The sequence below is a fragment of the Candidatus Polarisedimenticolia bacterium genome, from assembly GCA_036001465.1.
In the GTDB taxonomy this organism is placed as follows: domain Bacteria; phylum Acidobacteriota; class Polarisedimenticolia; order Gp22-AA2; family Gp22-AA2; genus Gp22-AA3.
This window is the reverse complement of record DASYUH010000109.1, coordinates 24,247-49,890: the sequence shown is the minus strand read 5'-3', so window position 1 is coordinate 49,890 and position 25,644 is coordinate 24,247. Positions and strand designations below refer to the sequence as shown.

Here is a 25,644-nt window from a genome sequence, read left to right as displayed (position 1 = left end):
CGGCGGGACATGCCCAGGATGAGTCTTCAGGCCATCGCGCGGGCCGTGGGCGGCGAGGTGGCCCTGGGGGCCCGGCCGCCCGAGGGGGGCGCGGGGCGCGAGGTCGACGGGTACAGCATCGACTCGCGCACCGTGAAGCCGGGGGAGCTGTTCTTCGCGATCGTCGGCCCGCGGGTCGACGGTCACGAGTACGTGGGGCAGGCGATCGCCGCCGGTGCGATCGCGGTTGTGGTGCAGCGGGGCGGCCCGGCGCGGTTCCCGGACGCCCCGGCGATCGTGAGGGTGAAGGACACGACGCGGGCGCTCCAGGATCTCGGGGCGCACGTGAGGCGGGCGCGGCCGCTGCGGGTCGCGGGCATCACCGGCAGCGCCGGCAAGACGACGGCCAAGGAGATGACGGCGGCCGTCCTGGCGCAGCGCTTCGCGGTCTTGAAGTCGGAAGGGAACCTGAACAACACCTACGGGCTGCCGCTGATGCTCTTGCGGCTGCGCCAGGGGCAGGAGGCGGCGGTCCTGGAGATGGGAATGAGCTACAAGGGCGAAATCGCCAGGCTGGTCGAGATCGCCGACCCGGACGTCGGGGCCATCCTGAACGTCCTCAAGGTCCATCTCGAGCATTTCGGGACGATCGAGAAGATCGCCGCGGCCAAGGGGGAGCTGTTCGCCGGGATGCGGCCCGACGCCATCGCCGTCTACAACGCGGACGACCGCCTGGTGGCGCGCCTCGGCCGCGCCTTCCCGGGGCCGTCCATCGCGTACGGCCTCAGGACGAAGAAGGCGCAGATGAGAGCCGAGGCGATCGAGGTGGACGGGCTCCGCGGCTCGCGGTTCGTCCTGCGCCACGACGGCGGGAGCGTGCCGGTGAGCCTGGCCCTGCCGGGGAAGCACAACGTCTACAACGCCCTGGCCGCGGCGGCGATCGGACGCGCCTTCGGCCTGAGCGGCGACGAGATCCGCCGCGGCCTCGAGACCGTCCGCCCGGCCAGCATGCGGGGCGTCCTGCACCGCCTCGCGAACGGAGTCGAGGTCCTGGACGATTCCTACAACAGCAACCCGGCGGCGATGGAGAAGGCCCTCGAGGCGCTGGCGGCCGCGTCGCCTCGCGGGCGGCGCGTCCTGGTCTCGGGCGACATGCTGGAGCTGGGGAGCTACGAAGGGCCGGCGCACGCCCGGCTCGGCAGGCGCGTGGCCGAGGCGGGCATCGACCTCTTCGTCGCCGTCGGGCCGCTGCACCGGAAGGCCGCCGGCGCCGCCGCCTCGTCGGGGGCGGCGGAGGTGCGGCATTTCGAGGACTCGGAGGCGGCCGCGGCCTTCGTCGCCTCCGCCATGCGGCCTGGAGACCTCGTCCTGGTCAAGGGATCGCGCGGCATGAAGATGGAGCGCGTGGTGCAGGCGCTCCTCGGCGCCGCAGGCGGCGCGCCCGCGGGCGGCCCGGGAGGGGTGCACTGATGCTCTACCACCTCCTGTTCGCTCTCTATCCGTCGATCAAGATCATGAACGTCGTCCGGTACATCACCTTCCGGGCGGCTCTGGCGACTTTGACCGCGCTTCTCATCAGCCTGCTCCTGGGACCCAGGCTGATCAACCGGTTGCGGGAGTTTCAGATAGGGCAGCAAATCAGACCCGAGGGGCCTCTTTCCCACCAAACCAAGAAAGGCACTCCCACCATGGGAGGGCTCCTCATCATCACCGCCGTGGTTCTTCCGTCGCTCTTGTGGGCGGATCTCACCAACCCCTTCGTGTGGATGGTTCTCGTGTCCATGCTCCTCTACGGGGTCATCGGATTCGCGGATGACTACCTCAAAATCACACGCAAGAGGTCCCTCGGGCTGACCGTGAAGCAGAAGATGATCGCGCAGTGGACGGTGGCTCTCCTGCTCGGAATGTGGCTCCTGTGGCTGGCCGATCAGGGGCGCTACACGACGCAGTTCAGCCTGCCGTTCTTCAAGAACTGGACGCCCGATCTCGGGATGTGGTACGTGCCCTGGGCGATGATCGTGATCGTCGGCGCGGCCAACGCCGTCAACCTGACCGACGGCCTGGACGGCCTGGCGATCGGCTCGTCGCTCATCGCCTCCGGCACGTACGCCATCCTCGCGTACATCGCCGGCCACGCGAAGGTGGCCGGCTATCTCGACGTTCCGAACGTCAAGGGAGCGGGGGAGCTGGCGATCATCTTCGGTGCTTTGGTCGGCGCCTCGCTCGGCTTTCTCTGGTTCAACTGCAACCCGGCCCAGGTGTTCATGGGCGACGTCGGATCGATGGCGATCGGCGCGTCGCTCGGCACCGTGGCCGTGGCGATCAAGCAGGAGGTCCTCCTGGTGTTCGTGGGCGGGCTGTTCGTCATCGAGGCGCTGTCGGTCATCCTGCAGGTGGGATCGTTCAAGATGCGCGGCAAGCGGATTTTCCGGATGGCGCCCATCCACCATCACTTCGAGCTGAGCGGCTGGCCCGAGCAGAAGGTCGTCATCCGTTTCTGGATTGTCGCCATCATTTTCTCGCTTTTGAGCCTGTCGACGCTCAAACTGCGGTGAGAGCCATGCACGCGATCAAGGAGCACCCGTCCCCGCCGAAGCTCGGCGGCAGCAGGGTCGTCGTCGTAGGCGCCCAGGCCAGCGGCCTGGCCATGGCCCGCTTCCTGCTGTCCCGGCAGGCCCGGGTCGTCCTCACGGACGTGCGCGGCTGGGAGGAGCTCGGTCCCGCCGTGGCCGAGCTGGCCAGAGACGGCGCGAAGCTCGAGCTCGGAATGCACTCCTCCGACACCTTCGCGGCCGCCGATCTCGTCGCGGTCAGCCCCGGGGTGCCGCTGTCCATCGCGCCGATCGCCGAGGCGCGCCGCCGAGGCGTGCGCGTGGTCGGGGAGATCGAGCTCGCCTCCTGGTTCCTGCAGGGGATCCTGATCGGCATCACCGGCACGAACGGCAAGAGCACCACGACCGCCCTGACCGCCCATCTCCTCTCCGGCGCCGGGCTCAAGGCGACCGCCTGCGGCAACATCGGCCTGCCTCTGACCGACCTGATCCCGCGCGACGCGCCGGACCACTACTATGTGGTCGAGCTGTCGTCGTTCCAGCTCGAGGCGATCGACACCTTCCGTCCCTGGATCGCCGCGCTCTTGAACCTGGCTCCGGACCACCTGGACCGCTACGACAGCCCTCTGTCGTACTACCACGCCAAGACGCGCATCTTCAAGAACCAGGGGCCGGCCGACAACGCCATCCTGAACCGGGACGATCCCGAGGTGTGGGGGATGGCCGGGACGCTGAAGTCGCGCCTGCATCCCTTCAGCCGCGCCCTCGAGGTCGAGGACGGAGCCTTTCTCAGGGACGCCTCCATCGTCGTGCGCAGCGGCGGGCGCGAGATCCGGTCGATTCCCCTGGAGAAGGTGACGCTGTTCGGCGCGCACAACATCGAGAACGTCATGACGGCCCTCCTCATCGCCGACCTGTGCGGGGTCCCCCTGCCCAGGGCCGAGCGCGGCCTGGCCTCCTTCCGGGGACTGCCGCACCGCCTGGAGAAGGTGCGCCAGGTCGGCGGGGTCGCCTACTTCAACGACTCCAAGGCGACCAACGTCGCCGCCACGATGAAATCGCTCGAGAGCTTCCCGCGGAATGTCGTGCTGATCCTGGGCGGCAAGGACAAGGGGGGGGACTTCACGGAGCTCCTACCCCTCATCCGCGGCCGGGTGGAGCACCTGGTCCTGATGGGCCAGGCGCGCGACGCGATCGCCTCCCAGATCGGCGCCGCCGTCCCGACGACGAAGGTGGTCACGATGGCCGAGGCGGTCGAGGCGGCCCGATCCGTGGCCCCCGCGGCGGGCGTGGTCCTGCTGGCGCCGGCGTGCGCCTCGTACGACCAGTACACGGGGTTCGAGGCGCGCGGCGAGGACTTCCGCCGGCTCGTCCTGGCGCTCGAGGCGGGGGGCTGATGGCGCGCAAGCTGGCGTTCGACAAGACGCTGTTCGGGGTGGGGGTCGGTCTCACGCTGTTCGGCCTCCTGATGATTTACAGCGCCTCGGCGGTCATCGCCATGGAGCGCTTCGGAGGGGCGCACCACTTCCTCCTGAAGCAGTCGGCCGCCGCGGTCGCCGGGCTCGGATGCATGGTGGCGGCGATGCACGTGGACTACCGGCGGCTCCTGAAGCGGCCGCTGGTCTACTTCGCCCTCCTGGTCAGCACGCTTCTCCTGATCGGCGCCCTGGTCGCCGATCGGACGCACCAGGTGCACCGCTGGATCGTCCTCGGCCCGGTGCAGATCCAGCCGTCCGAGATCGCCAAGCTGGCGCTGGTCCTGTTCCTCGCCTACCTGATGGCGCGCAAGGAGGCGCAGGTGAACGACGTCGTGGGGACCATCATCCCGTGCGCCGTCGTCGTCGGCCAGCTCGCGCTCCTGGTCTACCTGCAGCCCGATCTCGGGACCGCGGCGATCTACGTGCTCGTGGCGATCGTCATCCTGTTCCTCGCCGGGCTGCGCTGGCGGTATCTCGTCGTCTCGGGGGGCGGCTGTCTCCTGGCCCTCGGGCTGATGATCCTGCAGGCGCCGTACCGCGTGCGCCGCATCCTGTCGTTCATGAACCCGGAGGACGATCCGCTCGGGGCCGGCTTTCAGGTGCGCCAGTCGATCCTGGCCGTGGCGAGCGGCGGCCTGCACGGGCAGGGGGTGGGCGAGAGCCGCCAGAAGCTGTTCTTCCTGCCGGAGCCGCACACCGATTTCATCTTCTCGGTGATCTCCGAGGAACTGGGGCTCCTCGGCGCGGCGGCGGTGATCGCCGCCTTCGGCGTCCTGTTCTGGCGCGGCGTCATGGCGGCGATCGGAGCCCCCGACCGCGGCGGGTATTACCTCGGCATGGGGATCACGACCTGGCTGGTCGCGCAGGCGATGATGAACATGGCGGTGACGCTCGGATTGATGCCGACCAAGGGGATCCCTCTGCCGTTCCTGTCGTACGGCGGATCGAGCCTGGTCGTCAGCCTGTGCGCCCTCGGTGTGCTGCTGAACATCTCGCAGCACTCCTCGTAGGGCGGGATCCGGCCCGGGATTCGGGCCGGCTCCCAGGGGAGAGATGGCGGCCGAGACGTTCGTCATCGCCGGCGGCGGGACGGGAGGGCACCTGTATCCCGGCATCGCCATCGCCGAGGAGCTGGCGTCGCGGCGCCGCGGGGTCGAGATCGTCTTCGCCGGCGCGGGGACCGAGCTGGAGCGCCGCATCCTGGCCGCGCACGGGTACCGCCTGATCGCGGTGTCGAGCGGGGGCGTGGTCGGGAAGTCGTGGGCCGGAAGGGTGCGCGGGATCGGACGGGCGGTGGCCGGGTATCTCGAAGCGATCCGGGAGCTCATGAAGATGAAGCCGAAGGCGGTGATCGGGGTCGGAGGGTACGCCTCCGGCCCGATGGTGATGGCCGCGGTGACGCTCCGCCTGCCCAGCCTGATCCACGAGCAGAACTACCGCCCGGGCCTGACCAACAAGATCCTGGCCCCCGTGGTGCGCAAGGTGGCGGTGTCGTTCGAGGAGACGAAGCACTCGTTCGGCGGCCGCGGCGAGCTGTCGGGCAATCCGATCCGCGCCGGGTTCCGCGGGGCGAAGCGCAAGACCCGGGGGGATACGTTCAACGTGCTGATCTTCGGCGGCAGCCAGGGGGCGAAGGCCCTGAACGGGGCGGTCATCGACGCCCTGCCCCTTCTCGTCGCGAGCCGCCTCGGGCTGCGCTTCACCCACGGGACCGGACAGGCCGACTTCGAGCGCGTCTCGGCCGCGTACCAAGCCCTGGGATTCGAGGCCGCCGTCGTCCCCTACATCACGGCGATCCGCGAGGCGTACGAGTGGGCCGACCTGGTGATCTCCCGGGCCGGCGCCAGCAGCGTGTCGGAGATCGCGGCCTGCGGCAAGGCGTCGATCCTGGTCCCCCTGCCCACCTCGGCGCACGACCACCAGCGCTTCAACGCCCGCAAGCTGTCCGACACGGGCGCCGCGATCCTGATGGACGAGTCCGCCCTGACCGGCGAGTCGCTCGCCCGCGAGATCCTGGCCCTGCGCGGCGATCCGACGCGCGTCATGGCCATGGAGCGCTCCGTCGCGACCCTGGCCCGCCCCGACGCCGCGGCGCGCATCGTGGACATGATCGAGGAGATGCTCGCATGAGCGGGCGCGCGCCCGGCGGGAGGCGGCCATGGTGATGCTCCGGAAGACGCGCCGCATCCACTTCGTGGGGATCGGCGGCAGCGGCATGAGCGGCATCGCCGAGGTCCTGATCAACCTGGGGTACCAGGTGACCGGCTCCGATCTCGAGGAGGGGGCGATTGTGCAGCGCCTGCGCGGGCTCGGCGGCACCATCGCCCGCGGCCACCGGGCGGAGCACATCGGGGACGCCGACGTGGTCGTCGTGTCGTCCGCCGTGCGCCCCGACAACCCCGAGGTGCTGGAGGCCCGAAGGCGCCAGGTCCCGGTCATCCCGCGCGCCGAGATGCTGGCCGAGCTCATGCGCATCAAGTACGGCATCGCCATCGCCGGATCGCACGGCAAGACGACGACCACCTCGATGGTCGCCCAGGTCCTGTCGGGCGCGGGGCTCGATCCGACCATCATCATCGGCGGCCGGCTCGGGGTGATCGGCAGCAACGCCAAGCTGGGCAAGGGCGACCTGCTGGTGGCCGAGGCCGACGAGAGCGACGGCTCCTTCCTGCGCCTGACGCCGACCATCGCCGTGGTGACCAACATCGACGCCGAGCACCTCGATCACTACGGCGCCCTGTCCCGGCTGCAGGACTCGTTCGTCGATTTCCTCAACAAGGTCCCGTTCTACGGCGTCGGCATCGTCTGCCTGGACGACCCGGGCGTGCAGGAGATCCTGCCGCGCCTGTCGCGCCGCGTCGTGACCTACGGCTTCTCGGCCCAGGCCGACCTGTCGGCCACCGACGTCGAGCTGGAGGGGTTCAAGTCGGCCTACGCGGTCCGGCTGCAGGGGAAGAAGCTCGGGCGCGTGAGCCTGCGCGTGCCGGGGCGCCACAGCATCCAGAACTCCCTGGCGGCGATCGCCGTGGGGCTCGATCTCGAGATGCCGTTCGAGACGATCCTCGCCGAGATGGCCCGCTTCAGCGGCGCCGATCGGCGCTTCCAGCTCAAGGGGGAGGCGTCCGGGATCATGGTCATCGACGACTACGGCCACCACCCCTCGGAGATCCTGGCCACTCTCTCCGCCGCCAAGAAGGGCTTCGGCCGCCGGACCGTGGTGGTGTTCCAGCCGCACCGGTACTCGCGCGTCCAGGCCCTCCTCGGCGAGTTCGGGCGCTGCTTCTACGACGCCGACGTCCTCGCCGTGTGTGACATCTATCCGGCCGGCGAGACGCCGATCGCGGGAGTCACGGCCGAGGGCGTGGCGCGGGCCATCGAGGAGCACGGCCACAAGGACGTGACGCTGGTGCGGGACATCAAGGACGTCCCGGCCTGGCTCCTGGAGCGGGCGCGCGAGGGAGACATGGTGATCACGATGGGGGCCGGCAGCGTCTACAAGGCCGGCGACGAGTTCCTGAAACGCCTGCCGGGGAAGACATGAGCGGGTGGTGCTGACGATGGCGGCGAAAGACTGGGTGGCGGAGGCCGAGTCGATCCTGGCCGAATCCAAGGTGCATGTCCTGCGCAACGTGGCGCTCAGGACGCGCACGTCGCTCGGCGTCGGCGGGCCGGCGCGCCTCTTCCTGGTCCCCGCCCGGGCCGAGGACCTCGCCGACGTCCTGGAGCGCTTCGCCGAGGCGGACGTGCCGTTCGACTACCTGGGGGCCGGCTCGAACCTCCTGGTCGCCGACGCGGGGCCGTCCTTCGTCGTCATCTCGTCCGAGGGCCTCGACACGGCGCCCGAGATCGTCCGGGAGACGGTGCGCGTCGGCGCCGGCTATTCGGTGCCGAAGCTGGCGAAGCGGGTGGCCGCCGCCGGCCTCTCGGGCATCGAGTTCGCCGAGGGGATCCCGGGGAGCGTCGGCGGGTGCGTGCGCATGAACGCCGGCTGGCACGAGGGGATGTTCGGCGACGCCGTCTCGTCGTTCCTGGCCGTGTCGCGGCGCGGCGAGATCGAGGACCTGTTCACCGGGCCGGGGACCTTCGCGTACCGGCAGAGCCCGGGCGTCGGCGACCGCTTCGTGGCGGCGGCGACCCTGAGCCTGACGCCGGACGATCCGGCGCGGGTCAAGGAGAGGATGAAGTCGTTCCACGATCGGCGCGTGGCGACGCAGCCGACCGCCGCCAGGAACGCCGGCTGCATGTTCAGGAATCCGCCGGACGATCACGCCGGGAAATTGATCGACTCCTGCGGGCTCAAGGGCGTCGCCGTCGGGCAGGCGGCGGTGTCGGAGGTCCACGCCAACTTCATCGTCAACCGGGGCGGCGCGACCCACGCGGACGTCGCGGCCCTGATCGACCGGATCCGGGACGAGGTGAGCAGGAAGACCGGCATCACGCTCGAGACCGAGGTGGTGGTATGGACCTGAAGCGCCGGCGCATCGCAACGAACACCCGGGAGGCGGCGCGCTCCGCCGGCGCCGAGCCGCTCCGCATTCTCAGGCGGGGGCGCGGCGGGCAGGTCCTGCGGCGCCGGCGATTCAGGAGCGGTCTCCTGCTGGCGGTTCCCCTGTGCGCGCTGGCCGTCCTCGGCGGCGCGGCCTGGGGCGCCCGCCGGTACGTGAGGCATTCTCCGCGGTTCCTGCTGCGGCGCATCGACTTCTCCGAGACGCGCTACGCCTCCGCCGGCGAGCTGCGGCGCGTGCTGCAGCGCCACCTCGGGCGGAACATCTTCCGCCTCGATCCGGCCCGCCTCGGCCGCGATCTGGAGGAGCGCCGCTGGGTGAAGCGCGCCGTCGTCAAGCGCGTCCTCCCCGACGGCCTGTTCTGCGCCATCGAGGAGCGCGTCCCACGCGGCCTGGCGGCCCTGCGCGACCGGGTCTGGCTGGTGGACGGAGAGGGGGTGCCGATCGATCCCTACGGCGGCCAGACGCAGGACTACTCGCTGCCGATCTTCATCGGGATCGACGAGCGGAACCCCGACCGCATGCGCCGGCAGATGGCGCGGGGCGTGGCGCTGGTCGAATACCTTCAGGCATCGTATCCGTCCCTGGCGAAGGAGGTTTCGGAGGTGGACCTGACGCGCGACGACCGGATGGATCTGCGCATGAACAAGGGGGGGGCGGCGGTCCGGCTGGACCCGGTGGATTTCGGGGAAAACCTCGATCGATACCTGACGCTGCGCGACTATCTCGCCACCGATTTCGGCGACGGCGCCTACGTCGACCTGAGGTTCAAGGACCGCATCGTGTTCCGCCCTCTCGTGGCCTCGAACAGCAACAGGGGAGACTGACATGGCACGACCCGGCACCCACATCGTGGGACTGGACATCGGCACCACCAAGGTAAGCGTCCTGATCGCCGAGCCCCGGGAGGGTGGGGCGATCGACATCATCGGGCTCGGGTCCGCCCCCTCCCGAGGCATGCGCAAGGGGGTCGTGGTCAACCTGGATTCCTGCGTCGGCTCGATCAAGCAGGCGGTCGAGGAGGCCGAGCTGGTGGCCGGCTGCACCGCCGATCGCGCCTTCGTCGGCGTCGCCGGCGCGCACGTGCGCGGCCTGAACAGCCGCGGCGTCATCTCGATTCCGGGGCGCGATCGCGAGGTGACGCGCGACGACGTCGACCGCGTCCTGGCCTCGGCCCGCGCCGTGAACATCCCGCCGGAGCGCGAGATCTTCCACGTCCTGCCGCAGGAGTTCATGGTCGACGACCAGGATGGCATCCACGATCCGGCCGGCATGACCGGCACCAAGCTGCAGGCCAACGTGCACATCGTCACGGCCTCGGTCGCGGCGGCGCAGAACCTGGTCAACAGCGTCAACCGCGCCGGCGTGGAGGTGGAGGAGATCGTCCTGGAGCAGCTCGCCGCCGCCGACGCCGTCCTGACCCCCGACGAGAAGGAGATGGGCGTGGCGCTCATCGACATCGGCGCCGGCACAACCGACCTCGTGATCTTCGAGCGCGGCGCCATCCGCCACATCGCCGCCCTGCCGACCGGCGGCGAGCACGTCACCAACGACATCGCCGTCGGCCTGCGCACGCCGATCCCGGAGGCCGAGCGCATCAAGAAGAAGCACGGCTGCGCCCTGGCGTCCCTGGTGGGCGAGGAGGACACGGTGGAGGTGCCGACCGTGGGCGGGCGCAAGCCCCGCGTCCTGTCGCGCACGCTTCTCTGCGAGATCATCCAGCCGCGGGTGGAGGAGATCTTCGCGCTCATCGCCGAGGAGTTCGCGCGCAGCGCCTTCGACCGGTCGCTGCACGCGGGCATCGTCCTCACGGGCGGCGGCTCGATGCTCGAGGGGATCCAGGAAGTCGCCGAGCGCACGCTGAACATGCCGGTGCGCCGCGGCGCCCCGGTGGGCCTGGGGGGCCTCGCCGAGGCGGTCGCGACGCCGCAGCACAGCACGGTGGTCGGCCTGGCGATGTACGGGGCGCGCCAGCGCCTGAAGGCGCCGATGAAGATGCCGCACCCGTTCGTCCTGTCGCGGATGGGAGACATGGTGAAGGGCTGGTTGAGCGAACTCTTTTAAGGGAGGGTCACATGATCCTGATGGACGACAAGGAACAGAGAGGCGCATTGCGGCTCTCCTTCGACGAGAACAAGGCGGTCGGAGCCAACATCAAGGTGATCGGCGTCGGCGGAGGCGGCAGCAACGCCGTCAACCGCATGATCTCCACCAACCTGCAGGGGGTGGAGTTCATGGTGGCCAACACCGACTGCCAGGCGCTGAAGGGGTCGCGCGCGCCTCTGAAGATCCAGATCGGCGCCAAGCTGACCAAGGGGCTGGGGGCCGGCAGCAACCCCGACATCGGCCGGCAGGCGGCCCTCGAGGACTCCGAGAAGATCATCGAGGCGCTGCAGGGGGCGGACATGGTGTTCATCACCTCCGGCCTGGGCGGCGGGACCGGCACGGGGGCCGTGCCGATCATCGCCAGCCTGGCGTCCGAGCTCGGCGCCCTGGTCGTCGCCGTCGTCACCAAGCCGTTCGGCTTCGAAGGGAAGAAGCGCCGCGAGCAGGCCGAAAACGGCCTCACCGAGCTGCAGGAGGCGGTCGACACCGTCATCTGCATCCCGAACGAGAAGCTCCTGAACTCGGTCGACAAGGCGATGCCGCTCGGCGCCGCCTTCCTGTTCGCCGACGACGTCCTGCGCCAGGCGGTGCAGGGGATCTCCGACCTGATCACCATCCCCGGCGAGATCAACCTGGACTTCGCCGACGTCAAGACCATCATGAGCGGCATGGGGATGGCCCTGATGGGGACCGGCGTCTCCTCCGGCCCGAACCGCGCCATCGAGGCGGCGCAGCGCGCTATCACCTCCCCCCTGCTCGAGGACGCCACGATCGACGGCGCCCGCGGCATCCTGATCAACATCACCGGCGGCACCGACATGACCCTGCACGAGGTGGCCGAGGCCTCGAGCCTGGTGCAGCGCACCGCCGATCCCGAGGCGAACATCATCTTCGGCACCGTGATCGACAAGGCGATGACCGATGAGGTCAAGATCACCGTCATCGCCACCGGCTTCAACCGCGATGAGGCGGTGGCCGTCGCGGCCACGCCGGTCCAGCGCGGCTACGGCCGCCCGGCGGCCACGGTCGATGCCGTCGCGCCGCAGGGACGCGTCGTGCGCGATCTCGATTCTCCGACGTTCCTGAGGCGCGCCTCCGCCATGCCGGCCGGGACCCCGACCGCGAGCACGGCGACCGCGCGCCAGGCCGAGGCCAACGTCAATCTGGGGTACGCGTCCCTGCAGGACGAGTTGGACGTTCCCACGTTCCTGAGGAAACAGTAGGATTAGGCTGTCCGCGCACCCGGCCTGACGACCGGATGTCCGAGGGCGCATGCCCAATCACTACAAGATCCTGATCGCCGACGATCGCGAGGACAATTTGGGCCTCCTGCGCGAATGGCTGTCGTCGCAGGACTACTACGTGCGCTGCGCCCGGGACGGCCGCGAGACCCTCGCCATCGCCCGGAACGACCATCCCGATCTCGTCATGGTGGACAAGGTGATGCCCGAGGTGGACGGCCTGGTCGTCACACGCGAGCTGAAGAAGAACGATCCCACCGTCCCGGTCATCGTCCTCACCGGCCGCGAGGACACGCGCCGCGCCGCCATCTTCGAGGACAGCGGCGCCGACGATCTGATCATGAAGCCGTTCCAGTACGAGGAGGTCGAGACCCGCGTCCGCACCATGCTCAAGAAGCGCGAGGTCTTCCGCGCCCTGGAGATGGCCAACAAGGAGCTGCTGCGGGCCAACGAACGGATGTCCCGCCTCATCCAGTTCGACGACAAGACCGGGCTGTACAACTTCCGGTTCTTCATGGAGCGGCTGAACGAGGAGTTCAAGCGCGCCCGGCGCTATGGCAACCGTCTGACGCTGGCCATGTTCGACATCGACTACTTCAAGTCCGTGAACGACCGCCACGGCCACCCGGCAGGCGACCGGGTGCTGCGGGAGTTCGGCGAGATCATGGTCCGCTCCGCGCGCGAGACCGACCTGATCGCCCGTTACGGCGGCGAGGAGTTCGCGGCGCTCCTGCCCCAGACCACCGCCGTGCACGGCCAGCGCCTCGCCGAGCGCATCCGCCGCGTCACCGAAGGCTTCCGCTTCCGCGGATCGGACGACCCCGGCCCGGTCATCCGCGTCACCGTCTCGGCCGGTGTGGCCACCTATCCCCTCAACGACCGGATCCAGCGCCCCGAGGACCTGGTCAAGGCCGCCGACGACGCCCTGTACCGCGCCAAGGGCTCCGGCCGCAACCGCACCCATCTCGACCAGCACTCACTGGCCGTCGCGCGCTGACCTCGGCCGATCCACACCCAGTCCTGGCGGCGCCTAGCCCGGCCGCCCAGCCACCGGGCCTTCTCGATGAAACGCCTCACTATCTCGGGAGAAACGGCGGCGCGAGGGTTCCCTTCCACGTGCTCGCGGATTTCCTACGGGTCGTCGGTGGTCTCGAGCAGGCGGAGGATGCATCGCTGCCTGCTCCATACGAGATCTCTTCGCAGCCGTGCGTGAGCATCGCTCATGGTGAATTCGAAGTCCCCGCGGGAGGGCGCGCGTCCAAGGCGGCGTGACGGCGCGCCCCCCCGCGGTTTTTACGCGACTGGGCCCGGCCCGGGATTACGGATTGGGCTGGGGGGTGGCGCCGGCGGGCACTTCGGGGTTCGCGCTGCCCGACGGATTGCCGTTCGACCCACCGTCGCCCTGGTTTCCGGGCTGGCCTTCGTAACCGAGAAGCCCGGGTGCCATGTCAGGGGCGATTCGCTCTTCCAGCTGCTCGATGTCGAGCCTGAGATCTTCCATGATCTGGATCCTCCAGGTTGAATCGTCCACAGTGACCTGATCAGGTACCGCGGGAAGTGTGCGCCGCAATTCGCCTCGGAACCATTGGGGAATTCCTTCAATTGCGCCGGGACATACGCCCGCACGGACACCCAGGCATTCGCCGCACCTTCATGGGGTCGCCTGGACCGGTCGCTCAGCCGGGACTATCGTTCGCGGTGGGTGGTTCCCTTGCAGCTGACGCTGTCCGGCTTGGTGTTCTCGCACCGGATCGACTCGGTCATGCCGGAGGCGAGGCCGTTGCAGGCGCTGGTGACGGCGCTCTCGATCGCCCCCTTCTCGGTGCCCGAGGCGGCCGTGCGGCAGATCGTCTCGCCGCGGTAGGTGACGCAGACCTTGCATTCGAGGGTGGCGATGCGGGTGCTGAGGTAGACGACCGTCCCGATGAACAGGACGAGAAACACCAGGGTCGCCTTCGTCGTCTTCCCCATGACGGCACTATGATAAGTTAACGGCGCTTATGAAGAAGACCGAAGTCGAGGTCAAGCTGAAAGTGGAGGACCTGGAGAAGGTGCCGGCCCGTCTCCAGCAGATCGGCGCCCGCCTGGTCCATCCCCGCGAGTTCGAGGACAACCAGCTCTACGACTTCCCCGATTTCTCCCTGAAGATGAACCAGACGCTCCTGCGCGTGCGGATCCAGGACCGGGGGTCGCTGCTCACCTACAAGGAAGCTCCGCGTGTCGAGGGGGGGGCGAAGGTGAGGGACGAGATGGAGGTCACGGTCTCCTCGGGAGAGACGATGGTCGCCATTCTCGCGAAGCTCGGGATGCGTCCCCTGTTCCGCTATCAGAAATATCGCGCGGCGTACGAGTACTCGGATCTCATCATCACGGTGGACGAGACGCCGGTCGGAAACTACCTCGAGCTCGAGGGGCCCAAGCCCCTGATCGACGAGGTCGCCGGCAGGCTAGGGTACAAGCCGACCGATTACATCGCCAAGAGCTACCTGACCCTGTACCAGGATCACCTCAAGCTGCGCGGGCTTCCCTTGAAGGACATGCTCTTCGATGCACCTTGATCAGGACGATCAGAGATATGTTCAGACCCCATAGACCATCCCGATCGAAGGATTTTTTGGTTTACCGACATGAAAACAACGCCCCTGATCAGCCCGATTCTCACGGTCCATTTTTTCCACAGGCCTGTCCGGCGCGGCCTTCAGCCGATGTCGCGCCGCCGACTTATGGTTTAATCACATAATGAAAGCGATGGTATTGGCTGCAGGGCTCGGCGAGAGGATGTGGCCTCTGACCGAGGACCGCGCCAAGCCTTCCCTCCCCTTGCTCAACCGTCCGATCATCGCGCACACCCTCGAGCACTTGGCCAGGCATGGGGTGAAGGAGGCCGTGATCAACCTGCATTACGAGCCCGAGTCGATCAGGGGGATCGTCGGTGACGGCAGCAAGCTCGGGATCAGGGTCCATTACTCCGAAGAGCCGATCATTCTCGGCACCGCCGGAGGCCTGAAGAAGGCCGAGCCGCTCCTGCGCGGGTCGGGCACCTTCTTCATGGTCAACAGCGACAGTCTCAGCGACTGCGACCTGACCGCCGCCCTGAAGAAGCACCGCGAATGCGGCGCCCTGGCGACCATGGTCATGACTCCATTCGATCCGAAGGCGGGATACAGCGCCGTCGAGATGGACGACCGGGACCGGATCGTCCGGATCGCCGGCAAGCCCCCCGGTACCGCGGCCCCCGGGGAGGGGCGCTATTTCTTTTCCGGCATTCATGTCTTCGAGCCGGACATCTTCGACGCCATCCCGGCCGGGAAGTGCGACATCAACCGGGATGTCTATCCCCCTCTCCTCGCCGCGGACAAGGCGATCCGGGGATTCGTCCACACGGGATTCTGGAAGGAGCTGGGGAACCCGCGGCTGTACCTCGAGAGCGCCCTCGCCGTCCTGAAGGCGGGGAGAGACCCCTCCATCGTGCCGCTCAGGGCGCTGGACGGCATTTACCTCGATCGCGTCTCCGTGCCGGCCGACCTGGCGCTCGAGCCCCCGGTCTTCATCGGCAGGGGATCGACGATCGGCGCCCGGTGCGCGCTCCAGGGTGGGGTCGTCCTCGGCCGCCAGACGACACTTGGCAAGGGATGCTCCCTGCGCTCGACCCTCGTCTGGGACGGGGCCCGGATCGGAGACGGCTCCAACCTGTCGGAGTGCATCGTCACCTCCGGCGTCTTCGTCCCTCCCGGCGTGAGCCTTACGGGCAAGATCTTCCTGCGCGCCGACGGCCGGCACAAGAACAGGCAGAAACTCGAGCGCCTGGGCCAGTGCTGGACCCTCAATCTGTGAGCCGGCTCCCCAAGGGGAGTCTGATCACCCCCCCAGTCACGGCACTCCTCGAGCGATCGGTCGGATCCGGCTTCAGGATCGCGGAGATCGCCGGAGACGCTTCGACCAGAAGGTTTTATCGCGTCACCCGCGGACGAAAGACGGCCGTCCTGATGGTTCATCCGGAACCGCTCATCCCTGGCTCACCCCTGTTCAGCAACCACCGGGTCCTGAAATCGATCGGGGCGCCTGTCCCACGCATCCTGGCGTCCGATCCGGAAGCCGGTCTCGTCCTGGTCGAGGACCTCGGGGACGCGACCCTTCAAGCCCATCTGCTCGGCAAGCGTCCGGGCGGGCGACGCAAGAGTGGCGCGGGGCCGGGTGTCGGGCGGGCGCGTGGCTGGCGGCCGGCCTTGCCGCTCTACAGGCAGGCATGCGACCTGATTGTTCTTTTTCACAAGAAGGGGGAGGCAGCCCTCCGTCCGGATGACTTCGCCGCCTCCTCCGCCCTCGATTGCGACCGCTTCCTGTTCGAGCTCGACCACTTCCACCGACATTTCATCAAGGGGCTCAGGAAATTGGCCCCACCGGAGGGGGACGAGGCGGTCCTGCGGGCCTTTTATTCCGACCTGGCCCTTCGGTGCGACGAGTTGCCGCGCGTTTACTGCCACCGCGACTTTCAGTCGCGAAATCTCCTGGTGCGGCGAGGCCGTCTCGGTCTCGTCGACTTTCAGGACGCGCGGATGGGGCCGTACACCTACGACGCGGCATCTCTCCTGCGCGATTCGTCTCTCGATCTCGAGGAACGTCTCATCGATGAGATGATCGACCGTCTCTGCATGAGACTCGACATACCGGACGACGAGTTCCGGCGCGACTTCGACCTGATGGCCCTGCAGCGGAACCTCAAGGACCTCGGCACCTTCGGGTACATGGCCACCGTCCGCGGCCGTCCCGAATACCTCGACTACGTGCCGCGCACCCTCCGGTTCATCAGGCGCACGCTGTTCGCCGGCCGGCGCTACGACCTCTTCATGCCGGCCCTCGACCGCTACGTCCTGTCGTTCGAACGGGTAGGCTAAACTGGCCCCATGCCGCCGCTGACTTCCCGGCGTCTCTGGGTCTCCATCGGCCTGCTCTCGGCCGGCTTCGCCGTCTGCGTGGCGGTCTGCGCCAGCATCGGGAGCAGCCATCACACCCTGCTGGAGCTCTTCCGTCAGGCCCCCGACATCGACACGGCGGCGGCGACCATCCTGCGCATCCGGATGCCGCGCATCCTGATGGCGGCCCTCGCCGGCGCGGCGCTCGGCGCCTCGGGGGCCGTGTTCCAGGCGGTCCTGCGCAATCCCCTCGCCGATCCGTACATCCTCGGGGTCTCGGGGGGGGCGGCGCTCGGCGCCTTCCTGGCCACCGCGGTCGGCCTGCAGGCGCTCGCGCCGGCCCTGCCGGTGCGCGAGGCGGCGGCGTTCCTCGGGGCCTCCGCCACGGTCGGGTCCCTGTTTCTTCTGTCGAGCGCGGGAGGCCGGCTCCTCTCCTATCCGATGCTTTTGATTGGCGTCATCATGAACACCGTCTACCTGGCGGTCATTCTCCTCATCGAGACGGTGGTCGATTTCACCCGCCTGCACGGGGTCAGGCTGTGGATGATCGGCAGCATCCCGATCGAGGGGTACGGACTCATCGCCGGCCTGTCGGTCCTCATGGTCGCGGGAATCGCCTGCCTGTCGCTCACCGGACGCGATCTCAACCTGTTATCCGCCGGCGAGGACGCCGCACGGTCGCTCGGCGTGACCGTCGAGCGGACGCGCCTCGTGACCGTCCTCCTCGCGTCGCTGGTCACCGCTGCGGTCGTCTCGGTCGCCGGGCCGATCGGCTTCGTCGGGCTGATGGTGCCGCACGCCGCCCGCCTGGTCTTCGGGCCGGATCACCGGCTGCTCGTTCCGGCCTCCGCCCTGACCGGCGCCATCTTCCTGATGGCGGCCGACACGGCGGCCCGCACGGTGATGGCCCCCACCGAGATCCCGGTCGGCGTCATCACGGCGCTGTGCGGCGGGCCATTTTTCCTGTGGCTCTATCGCCGCCAGGGCGGAGGGGGCTACTTTGAGTGACCCGCGGGGAACGGTCGTCCCGATCCTCTCCGTCCACGGCGTCCGCTTCCGCCATCACGGCGCGGCGGCCGCGCTGTTCGAGGACCTGTCGCTGGCCGTGGCGCCGGGCGAATTCCTCGGGATGATCGGCCCGAATGGCTCGGGGAAGACCACGCTCCTGCACCTTCTGGCGGGCGTCGTCGAGCCCGCCGGCGGCGAGGTGCGGCTCGCCGGCCGGCCGATAAGGGCCATCGCCCCCTCCGAGCGCGCCCGTCAGGTCGCCGTCGTCTTCCAGGAGGCCCGCGTCCTGTTCAATTTCAGCGTCCTCGAAATCGCGCTCATGGGGCGCGCCCCGCGCCTGGGGCGCTTCGGGATGGAGCGCCCGGAGGACTTCGCCGCGGCCCGCGCCGCTCTTGCCGAGATGGACCTCGCCGGCCAGGAGGACCGGCACCTCCACGAGCTGAGCAGCGGAGAAAGGCAAAGGGCCCTGATCGCGCGCGCCCTGGCTCAGGAGCCGCGCATCGTTCTGATGGACGAGCCGACCGCCTTCCTCGACCTGAAGCATCGCCTGCAGATCTACGCCATCCTGACCCGGCTGAATCGCGATCGGGGACTGACCGTCGTCGCGACCAGCCACGATCTCAACCTGGCCGCGCGCCACGGCTCGCGCCTGGTCCTCTTGCACAAGGGCCGGGTGGCCGCGGACGGCCCGCCGGCCTCGGTCCTCACCGCGGCGCGGATCCGCGAGGTGTACGAGACCGACGCCCGGGTCGAGCGCGACGCCGCGACGGGAGCGCCGTACGTGGTCCCGATCGCCCCGCTCGGCTGAGGCCGTGGACGGGAGGCGGGTGAGGATCTCGTCGGGCTCTTTGACACCTGCCCCGGCGTCGGGTACGATTTCAACCCCGCTGAATAGGGAACCGTGATGCGGCCAACGATGCGGCTCGGCTGGACCCGGTGGTGCGCGGCAGTCCTCCTGGCGCTCCTCGCCCTGTCGATGCTGCACGCCGCGGCCCCGCACAGCGGGCCGCAGCGCGACTGCTCCACCTGCAAGGCCCTCAATTCCCCGGGGGTGGCCCAGATGTCCGGGGACCTCACGTCCCCGGTGATCGAGCCCTCCCGGATCGCCGTCCTGTCAACGTCCGGATCGCTCCGAAGCTCCGCTCCCTATCTCCGTCCGCTCCGTGCCCCGCCGGGAAGTCCAGGTGTCTGATTCGCTGGCGGCGCGGTCTTCCCTTCCCTGATCCGGCACCACAGGCCCCGGCTGGATGGGCAGACCGCACGGGCGTTCCGTGACCTTGAATTGTCGGAGGATCCATGAGATCCAGAGTGTCCATTCTGGCGGTGATGATCTTGCTCGGGCCGGCGCTTCATGCCGAGCCGGCCCCGCCCACGGCCGAGGACGTGGCGGAGCTGAGGCGTGAGATCGATGAGTTGAAGAGGCAGATCCAGACCTTGCGCGACCAGCTGCGGGCCGGGATCCTTCCGGATCAGGGGCCCGCTGCTGCGCCATCGGCCCCGGTACCGCCGGCCCTGGCGCCATCGGCAGAGGCGCAGCCGGTGCCTCCCGCGCCGGCGCAGCCAACCCCCGCCCTCCCCGGCGCCGGCGGCAACGCGCCGACGCGCGTGCAGAGCCTGCTCAACCCGGCGATGAGCGCCATTCTTCTCGCGTCCGGGACGACGTCACTCAAGCGCGAGAGCGACGCGAACGGGTTCGACATGAGCGAGGCGGAGATCGCGCTCCAGTCGGCCGTCGATCCGTTCACGCGGGTCGACCTCTTCCTGTCCTTCCCGTCCGGCGAGACCCCCGAGGTCGAAGAGGGGTTCATCAGCACGCTGGCCCTCCCGGGGCCGCTGCAGCTCAAGGGGGGCCGCTTCAAGAACGCCTTCGGGAAATGGAACGGCCTGCACACGCACGCGTTCTTCTCGGTCGACCGGCCGAACGCGCTGGTCAACTTCTTCGGAGAGGAGAGCCTCGCGACCGACGGGCTCTCCCTGAGCGTCCTGATCCCGAACCCGTGGGACCAGTACATCGACCTGTTCACCGAGGTCGGCTCGGCACTCGAAGGGACCTCCTTCAACAACGACCGTCGCAACCTGACGTTCCTCGAGCACCTCGCGTGGTTCTTCAACACCGGACCGAACAGCACGCTGGAGCTCGGCCTGACGGCGGCGCGCGGCCGGGCCGGGGCGTCCGAGGCGCTGCTTCAGGCGATCGACGACTGCGGCGGCGGCTGCGCCGGCCTCGGGCCGCGGGGCGAGCTCCAGTCGGCGGTCAACGGCGTCGACCTGACGTACAAATGGAAGCCGGTCCGGATGAACGTCTACAAATCCTTCCTGTGGCAGACGGAGGCGCTCGAGAGCCGCCGCCACCTGGACGTCCTCATGGACCCTCTCACGACCCCCTTCCTCGACGCTCAGGTGATCGAGGCCTCCGGAGGTTACAGCCATGTCGAATGGCAGTTCGCCAAGCGCTGGCGCGTGGGGACGCGCTACGACTGGTCCGGCTTTCCCGACGATGACCGGGCGCGCGAGCGGGCGATCTCGGGGATCGTCCGGTTCCTGCCGTCGGAGTTCCAGGAGATCCGGCTGCAGTACAAGCGGACGAGCCGCAACGACGACGCGGCGCTGCGGTTCGACGGCGAACGAGACGACAGCCAGCTCTTCTTCCAGTGGATCCCGGTCATCGGCGCTCACGGCGCCCACAAATACTGAGGAACGCCATGAGACTCCATTCCCGCGCTGTGCTGCCGCTGCTTTGGGCCGTTCCAGCCCTGCTGCTTTCCGACCCCGCGAGCGCCGCCGAAGGGCACGTCAAGGTGGTGTCGGCGCTCCCGAACTTCGGATCGATCGCCTCCGCCATCGCCGGCGACAGAATCGACCTGACCGTGATCGCCAGCGGCTCGCAGGACGCCCACTTCGTCGATCCGAAGCCGTCCTACATCGTCAAGTTGCGCAAGGCCGACCTGCTCCTGGTGAACGGCCTCGACCTGGAGATCGGCTGGGTCCCGCCCCTGACCCAGGGAGCGCGCACCGCGCGCCTCATGCCCGGTGGGGCGGGCTACATCGACTGCTCCACCGGCATCCGGGTGGTCGAGGTTCCCCTGAGCCTCAGCCGCACCGAGGGGGACGTGCACCCTTACGGCAACCCGCACTACCTGACCGATCCCCTCAACGCCGAGATCGTCGCCGGGACTATCGCCGAGGCGTTGAAGCGGTTCGATCCCGCGGGGGCGCAGGCCTATGAGGACGGGCGCCGCGCCTTCGTCCGCCGTCTCCACGAGGCGCTCTTCGGCAAGGACCTGGTGGACCTGGCCGGCGGCGCCAAGCTGTCGCGCGAGGCGTTCGCCGGGACGCTCGACGTCTTCCTGGACGGCACCTCGGTCGGGGGCTCCCCCCTGCGCGCGCACCTGGGCGGCTGGCTGGGCAAGATGCAGGCGGTGAAGGGGAAGGCGGTCGTGACCTACCACAAGGATTACTCGTACTTCGCCGAGCGCTTCGGCATCCGCGTCATCGATTTCGTCGAGCCGAAACCGGGGATTTCCCCGTCCGCCAAGCACCTGGAGGAGCTCCTGACGCGTCTCAAGCAGGGGGACGTCTCGGTGATCCTGACGCGCCCGTACGTCGAGCACCGCTCCACCGACTATCTGGCGGAGAGGACCAAGGTCAAGATCCTCACGCTGCCGATCGAGGTCGGCGGCGCCCCCGAGGCGACCGACTTTTTCCGGCTGTTCGACTACGCCACCGATCAGATCGTGCGGGCTCTGAGCGGCGGCCAGGCGGCCGCGGGGAGGTAAACCGGTGGCGCAGCAGCTCCAGGTCCTGTTCCTTCCTTTCCTGGCCTGCCTGATCCTGACCGGGATCCACGTCTATCTCGGCATCCACGTGATCAGCCGCAAGGTGATCTTCGTGGACATCGCCCTGGCGCAGATCGCCGCCCTCGGAGCGACCGTGGCCTTCCTTCTGGGCCACGACCCGCGCTCCGAGGGCGCGTACTACATCTCGCTCGGCTTCGCGATCCTGGCGGCGATCATCTTCGCCCTGACCCGCGCCCGGCACGAGCGGGTCCCGCAGGAGGCGGTGATCGGCCTGACGTACGCCACCGCCTCGGCGGCCGCCATTCTCCTGGCCGACATCTCGCCGCACGGCGCCGAGCACCTGCACGATCTCCTGGCCGGGAGCATCGTCTGGGTGACGCCCCATCAGATCATCAAGACGGCGGTGCTCTATTCCCTGATCGGCCTATTCCACATGGTGTGTCGCAAGAGATTCCTGCTGATCTCCCTGGACCCCGAGGCGGCCTTCGCCCGCGGCATCCGGGTGCGTCTGTGGGACTTCTTCTTCTATCTGTCGTTCGGCGTGGTGATCACGTCGTCGGTGCAGATCGCGGGCGTCCTCCTGGTGTTCTGCTACCTGGTCGCCCCCGCCGTCTTCGCCGTGATGTTCTTCGACGGCCTGAAGGCGCGTCTGATCACCGGCTGGACCATGGCGACGATCGTCAGCGCCGTCGGCCTGTTCTTCTCGTACGACCGTCCCTCCGGGCCGACGATCATGGTCGGCTTCGCCATCGCCCTGGCGCTGGGAGGCACGATCCGGGCGATCAGCCACGCCCCCAGCCGCCCGCGCGCCCTCGCGGTCGCCACCGCCAGCCTGGCGCTGGCGATCGGAGCCGGCTGGCTCCTGGTTCACTTCCGGCCCGGCACCGGGGCGCATGGCGAGGAGGTCGCCGATGCGGGGGTGGGCGCCGGATCCCTCGACCCGGGCGCCGAATCGCCCGGCCCGGGAGGCTCCACAGCGCCCGAGCACGAGGTCGGCGGCAGCATGGACGCCTTGCGCCGGGCGCTCAAGGACACCCACGAGAACGTGCGGGTCGCCGCCGTGAGACAGATCGCCTCGAGCGCCGACCCGCGCATTCTTCCCGACATGATCGAAGCGCTGCACGATCAGTCCCCCGCCGTGCGCGAACAGGCCGCATCCGCCCTGGGCCGTCTCGGGAATCGCTCCGCGCTGCCGGCGCTGCTTCAGGGCTTGAGGAACAAGGATGAGGACGAGTGGGTGCGGCTGCGGATCGCGCAGGCGGTCGCCGGCCTCGGGGACGCCGGCGCCATCCCGGTCCTCTTCGACCTGGCGCGCCAGGCCGACGCCAAGGTGACCCGCCTCGAGGCCATTGGCACCCTTGCCCGGCTGGCGAAGATGACCGACCCGCCCACCTCCGACCCCGACTCTCCCGAGGGGCAGGCGTTCCTCCAGAAGCTCGATCGCACCTTGTCTGGCGACGGGAAGCGCCAGCGGCACGGAGAGTGATAGTCCAGCAGAGATGATTCAGACGCGGGTTCGACCCCCGCCGCCTCCACCACCTATCCTGCTCTGCTGACGCGCCCCGCGGCCATGCCCGCTCGATGTCTTCGAGATCCGCCGCGCTCAGATCGATGTTGATAGCCGCGACGTTCTCCTCGGGGTGACAGAAACTGCTCGTTCCCGGGAGCGGCACGACACCGCCAACCCCGGAGTCGACGTCGGGTGGGGGAAATGAACGGGAGATAGGGCAGCGGGCTTATAATCCCGGCTTCATGCCCCAGGGAAGCGCCGTTCCGCGGATCCACCGGCCCGCGCCGCGAGCTTTCTTCCGGGAGTTCGTGTCGCGCCGGCGGCCGGCGATCCTCACCGGGGTCGCCGAAGTCTGGCCGGCGATCGCGCGCTGGGACCCCGGCCATCTCAAGGCGATCCTGCCGGACACGGAGGTCCGGGTCGAGGTCTGGGAGCGCGAGGAGACGCGCAACGATCCGGCCGACTACCTGCGGAGCGTCCGGCGCAGGCCGATGCGTCTCGGCGATTTCCTCGAACTCGTGCGGGCCGGCGGACCGGAATCGCGCAGCCACTATCTGGCGCAGTACCCGCTCTTGCGGGCCGTCCCGCGCCTGCGCGACGACATCCGCGAGCCGGACGAATACATGGCCGTGCCGGCCTATGTTCCGCGGGCGCTGGCGCGGCGGATGAGGCTCGAGCCGTCGCTCTGGATCGGTCCGGCGGGCGCTGTGACGACCCTCCACTTCGACTCGACGCACAACCTGTTCGTGCAGATCTTCGGGACGAAGAAGGTGCTCCTGGTGCCGCCGGAGGAGTCCGACCTCGTGTACTACCCCTGTGCGGCGTTCGGGCCGAACCTGCACTTCAGCCCGGTCGAGGCGGAGCGGCCCGATCCCGTCCGGCATCCAAGGTTCCTGCGGGCCTCGCTCCGGGAGCTCGTCGTGCGTCCGGGGGAGATCCTGTTCATCCCGGCCGCATGGTGGCACTACCTGCGCGCCCTCGAGCCCTCGATCTCCCTCAACTTCTGGTGGAACACCCCGGGCACACTCTGGGGTCCGCCCCGGCATCTCCTCCTGGAATGGGGCGAGAGGATCCGCCGTCTCGTGCCGGCGCTTCGGCATTGAGGCCGGCGTGGCGCCGTCTTCGCGCCGCGGGCCGGACGATGTATGATTCCGGCTCTCCTGAAATACCGCGCGCGGGAAGAATCACGTTGCCGGACGACGCGACGCCCTGGAAGCGACATTTCTCCGATTTCGGCGGCAAGGTCTACCTGGACTGCGCCGCGCAGGGGCCCTTCCCGGCCGAGACCGCGGCCGCGGTGCGGGGCGCCCTGAGGCTGAAGGAGCACCCGGAGGAGATCGCCGGCTCCCTCTATGAGTCCCTGCCGGGGCGGGCGCGCGAGGTGGTGGCGCGTCTCATCGGCTGCGACCCGGAGAGCATCGCCCTGGCCACGGGCGCCTCGCACGGTCTGAATCTCGCGGCCCGCTGCCTTCCCCTGAAGGAGGGCGACGAGGTGGTCCTGGCGCACGGAGAGTTCCCCGCCAACGTCTACCCCTGGCTCAATCGCGCGCTGGACGGCATCGCCGTTCGCGAGGTCCGCCCGGCGTCCGGTCGCTTCGTCGGGGAGCGGGACCTGATCGCGGCCATCGGACGGAACACGAGAGTCGTCAGCATCAGTCACGTCGCCTTCTCCTCGGGATACCGCGCCGATTTGAAGATACTGGGCGAGACCTGCCGCGAGCGCGGCATCTTCCTGGTGGTGGACGGCGCCCAGTCCGTGGGCGCAGTGGACTTCAAGGTGTCGGACCTGCCGATCGACATCCTGGCGACGAGCGGTGACAAGTGGCTTCTCGCCCCTTTCGGGACGGGCTTCACCTACGTCAATCCCGCGATCCTCGACCGGCTCAGGGTCGCGGACGTGAACTGGATGAACGTCGAAGGATCGAGCAACCTCAACGAGATCGACGGCTACCCGCTCCGCTTCCGCGACGGGGCCCGCCGCTTCGACGTGCCCGAGGCGGCGTCGTTCCTGAACCTGGCCGGCTTCATCGCATCGCTCTCGTTTCTGACCCGCGTCGGTGTCGGGGCCGTGGAGGTGCACGCAAGGCGTCTGCAAGACCTTTTGATCCGGGACCTCGAGAGGACCCGGCTGCGGGTCGCGTCGGACCTGACCCCCGAGCGCCGGTCGGGGATCCTGGCACTGGAGGGTCCGTGCCCCGAGGAGACGCGTGCCCTCTACCGCCGGCTGCGGGACCGCGGCGTGCTGGTCAGCCTGCGGGACAACCTCATCCGCGTCTCGCCGCACATCTACAACACCCGCGACGACATCGACTCCCTCCTCGATGCCGCCACGGGAACTTGAAGTCCCGCCCCGCAGTGAGGATGGAGAAGCTTGGTTTGACTCTCGCTGAGACGTCGGGTATCTTGCGGCCATCAAGGAATAGAGGGCGTTTCGGCAGGATCGACACTCATCGCCGGAGGGTCGTCCCCGTTGAAGGCATCTTCTTCCGACACCTCGCCTCATCGCCCCCCCGCAGCCTCCTGGGATCCTCCTGTCCCTGACCTGCCTCCCGCGG

General features: G+C 68.9%; 24 protein-coding genes. 22 read left to right on the top strand and 2 right to left on the bottom strand.

All coding sequences use genetic code 11. The features are described from left to right. The first annotated feature begins 18 nt into the window (after positions 1 to 18). From murF to VGV60_18325, 11 genes are read left to right on the top strand one after another with little or no spacing between them, the layout of a single operon-like run. Complete coding sequence (gene murF, locus VGV60_18375; GenBank protein HEV8703242.1) at positions 19 to 1,449, top strand: UDP-N-acetylmuramoyl-tripeptide--D-alanyl-D-alanine ligase; 1,431 nt, start codon at positions 19 to 21, stop codon at positions 1,447 to 1,449. Beyond that, positions 1,449 to 2,534 (top strand): phospho-N-acetylmuramoyl-pentapeptide-transferase, encoded by a 1,086-nt coding sequence (mraY, locus tag VGV60_18370; protein ID HEV8703241.1) that lies wholly within the window; start codon positions 1,449 to 1,451, stop codon positions 2,532 to 2,534. The genes murF and mraY overlap by 1 nt, the downstream gene beginning before the upstream one ends. Positions 2,535 to 2,539: 5 nt before the next feature. Further along, positions 2,540 to 3,928: a UDP-N-acetylmuramoyl-L-alanine--D-glutamate ligase gene (gene murD / locus VGV60_18365; protein ID HEV8703240.1), complete on the top strand. Its 1,389-nt coding sequence runs from the start codon at positions 2,540 to 2,542 to the stop codon at positions 3,926 to 3,928. Continuing rightward, positions 3,928 to 5,019 carry a putative lipid II flippase FtsW gene (gene ftsW, locus VGV60_18360; protein HEV8703239.1) on the top strand — a complete coding sequence of 364 codons (1,092 nt, stop codon included), beginning with the start codon at positions 3,928 to 3,930 and terminating at the stop codon, positions 5,017 to 5,019. Before murD ends, ftsW begins: the two co-directional genes overlap by 1 nt. 43 nt (positions 5,020 to 5,062) lie before the next feature. After that, positions 5,063 to 6,139, top strand: a complete 1,077-nt coding sequence (gene murG, locus VGV60_18355) for an undecaprenyldiphospho-muramoylpentapeptide beta-N-acetylglucosaminyltransferase (protein ID HEV8703238.1) — start codon at positions 5,063 to 5,065, stop codon at positions 6,137 to 6,139. 34 nt (positions 6,140 to 6,173) lie between these two features. Beyond that, positions 6,174 to 7,550 carry a UDP-N-acetylmuramate--L-alanine ligase gene (murC, locus tag VGV60_18350; protein HEV8703237.1) on the top strand — a complete coding sequence of 459 codons (1,377 nt, stop codon included), beginning with the start codon at positions 6,174 to 6,176 and terminating at the stop codon, positions 7,548 to 7,550. A gap of 16 nt (positions 7,551 to 7,566) precedes the next feature. Then, positions 7,567 to 8,478 carry a UDP-N-acetylmuramate dehydrogenase gene (gene murB / locus VGV60_18345; protein HEV8703236.1) on the top strand — a complete coding sequence of 304 codons (912 nt, stop codon included), beginning with the start codon at positions 7,567 to 7,569 and terminating at the stop codon, positions 8,476 to 8,478. After that, positions 8,469 to 9,341, top strand: a complete 873-nt coding sequence (locus tag VGV60_18340) for a cell division protein FtsQ/DivIB (GenBank protein HEV8703235.1) — start codon at positions 8,469 to 8,471, stop codon at positions 9,339 to 9,341. Before murB ends, VGV60_18340 begins: the two co-directional genes overlap by 10 nt. A 1-nt stretch (position 9,342) precedes the next feature. Next, on the top strand, positions 9,343 to 10,578 hold the full coding sequence (gene ftsA, locus VGV60_18335) for a cell division protein FtsA (GenBank protein ID HEV8703234.1): 1,236 nt from the start codon (positions 9,343 to 9,345) through the stop codon (positions 10,576 to 10,578). A gap of 20 nt (positions 10,579 to 10,598) precedes the next feature. Further along, positions 10,599 to 11,843, top strand: a complete 1,245-nt coding sequence (gene ftsZ, locus VGV60_18330) for a cell division protein FtsZ (GenBank protein ID HEV8703233.1) — start codon at positions 10,599 to 10,601, stop codon at positions 11,841 to 11,843. A 49-nt stretch (positions 11,844 to 11,892) separates the two neighbouring features. Then, positions 11,893 to 12,858 (top strand): diguanylate cyclase, encoded by a 966-nt coding sequence (locus tag VGV60_18325; GenBank protein HEV8703232.1) that lies wholly within the window; start codon positions 11,893 to 11,895, stop codon positions 12,856 to 12,858. Positions 12,859 to 13,179: 321 nt separating this feature from the next. Here the strand turns inward: VGV60_18325 and VGV60_18320 are convergent, their stop codons facing one another. Further along, positions 13,180 to 13,362, bottom strand: a complete 183-nt coding sequence (locus tag VGV60_18320) for a hypothetical protein (GenBank protein HEV8703231.1) — start codon at positions 13,360 to 13,362, stop codon at positions 13,180 to 13,182. Between the two features lie 185 nt (positions 13,363 to 13,547). After that, positions 13,548 to 13,832, bottom strand: coding sequence for a hypothetical protein (locus VGV60_18315; protein HEV8703230.1), 285 nt, complete (start codon positions 13,830 to 13,832; stop codon positions 13,548 to 13,550). Between the two features lie 29 nt (positions 13,833 to 13,861). Between VGV60_18315 and cyaB the strand changes: the two genes are divergently transcribed. The 11 genes from cyaB to VGV60_18260 all read left to right on the top strand — a co-directional run bounded on the left by cyaB (position 13,862) and on the right by VGV60_18260 (position 25,430). Beyond that, entirely contained in the window at positions 13,862 to 14,419 is a 558-nt protein-coding gene (cyaB, locus tag VGV60_18310) for a class IV adenylate cyclase (GenBank protein HEV8703229.1), read from the top strand. Positions 14,420 to 14,609: 190 nt separating this feature from the next. Next, positions 14,610 to 15,695: an NDP-sugar synthase gene (locus tag VGV60_18305; GenBank protein ID HEV8703228.1), complete on the top strand. Its 1,086-nt coding sequence runs from the start codon at positions 14,610 to 14,612 to the stop codon at positions 15,693 to 15,695. Then, entirely contained in the window at positions 15,674 to 16,756 is a 1,083-nt protein-coding gene (locus VGV60_18300) for a phosphotransferase (protein HEV8703227.1), read from the top strand. The genes VGV60_18305 and VGV60_18300 overlap by 22 nt, the downstream gene beginning before the upstream one ends. A gap of 9 nt (positions 16,757 to 16,765) precedes the next feature. Further along, on the top strand, positions 16,766 to 17,782 hold the full coding sequence (locus VGV60_18295; protein HEV8703226.1) for an iron ABC transporter permease: 1,017 nt from the start codon (positions 16,766 to 16,768) through the stop codon (positions 17,780 to 17,782). Beyond that, positions 17,775 to 18,590: an ABC transporter ATP-binding protein gene (locus tag VGV60_18290; protein HEV8703225.1), complete on the top strand. Its 816-nt coding sequence runs from the start codon at positions 17,775 to 17,777 to the stop codon at positions 18,588 to 18,590. The genes VGV60_18295 and VGV60_18290 overlap by 8 nt, the downstream gene beginning before the upstream one ends. A 96-nt stretch (positions 18,591 to 18,686) precedes the next feature. Then, positions 18,687 to 18,974: a hypothetical protein gene (locus tag VGV60_18285; protein HEV8703224.1), complete on the top strand. Its 288-nt coding sequence runs from the start codon at positions 18,687 to 18,689 to the stop codon at positions 18,972 to 18,974. A 104-nt stretch (positions 18,975 to 19,078) separates the two neighbouring features. Continuing rightward, on the top strand, positions 19,079 to 20,476 hold the full coding sequence (locus VGV60_18280; protein HEV8703223.1) for a hypothetical protein: 1,398 nt from the start codon (positions 19,079 to 19,081) through the stop codon (positions 20,474 to 20,476). An 8-nt stretch (positions 20,477 to 20,484) separates the two neighbouring features. After that, positions 20,485 to 21,558, top strand: a complete 1,074-nt coding sequence (locus tag VGV60_18275; GenBank protein HEV8703222.1) for a metal ABC transporter substrate-binding protein — start codon at positions 20,485 to 20,487, stop codon at positions 21,556 to 21,558. 4 nt (positions 21,559 to 21,562) lie between these two features. Next, on the top strand, positions 21,563 to 23,065 hold the full coding sequence (locus tag VGV60_18270) for an iron chelate uptake ABC transporter family permease subunit (protein ID HEV8703221.1): 1,503 nt from the start codon (positions 21,563 to 21,565) through the stop codon (positions 23,063 to 23,065). A 266-nt stretch (positions 23,066 to 23,331) separates the two neighbouring features. Then, positions 23,332 to 24,192: a cupin-like domain-containing protein gene (locus VGV60_18265; protein ID HEV8703220.1), complete on the top strand. Its 861-nt coding sequence runs from the start codon at positions 23,332 to 23,334 to the stop codon at positions 24,190 to 24,192. Positions 24,193 to 24,278: 86 nt separating this feature from the next. Then, positions 24,279 to 25,430 carry an aminotransferase class V-fold PLP-dependent enzyme gene (locus VGV60_18260; GenBank protein ID HEV8703219.1) on the top strand — a complete coding sequence of 384 codons (1,152 nt, stop codon included), beginning with the start codon at positions 24,279 to 24,281 and terminating at the stop codon, positions 25,428 to 25,430. Positions 25,431 to 25,644: the final 214 nt, after the last annotated feature.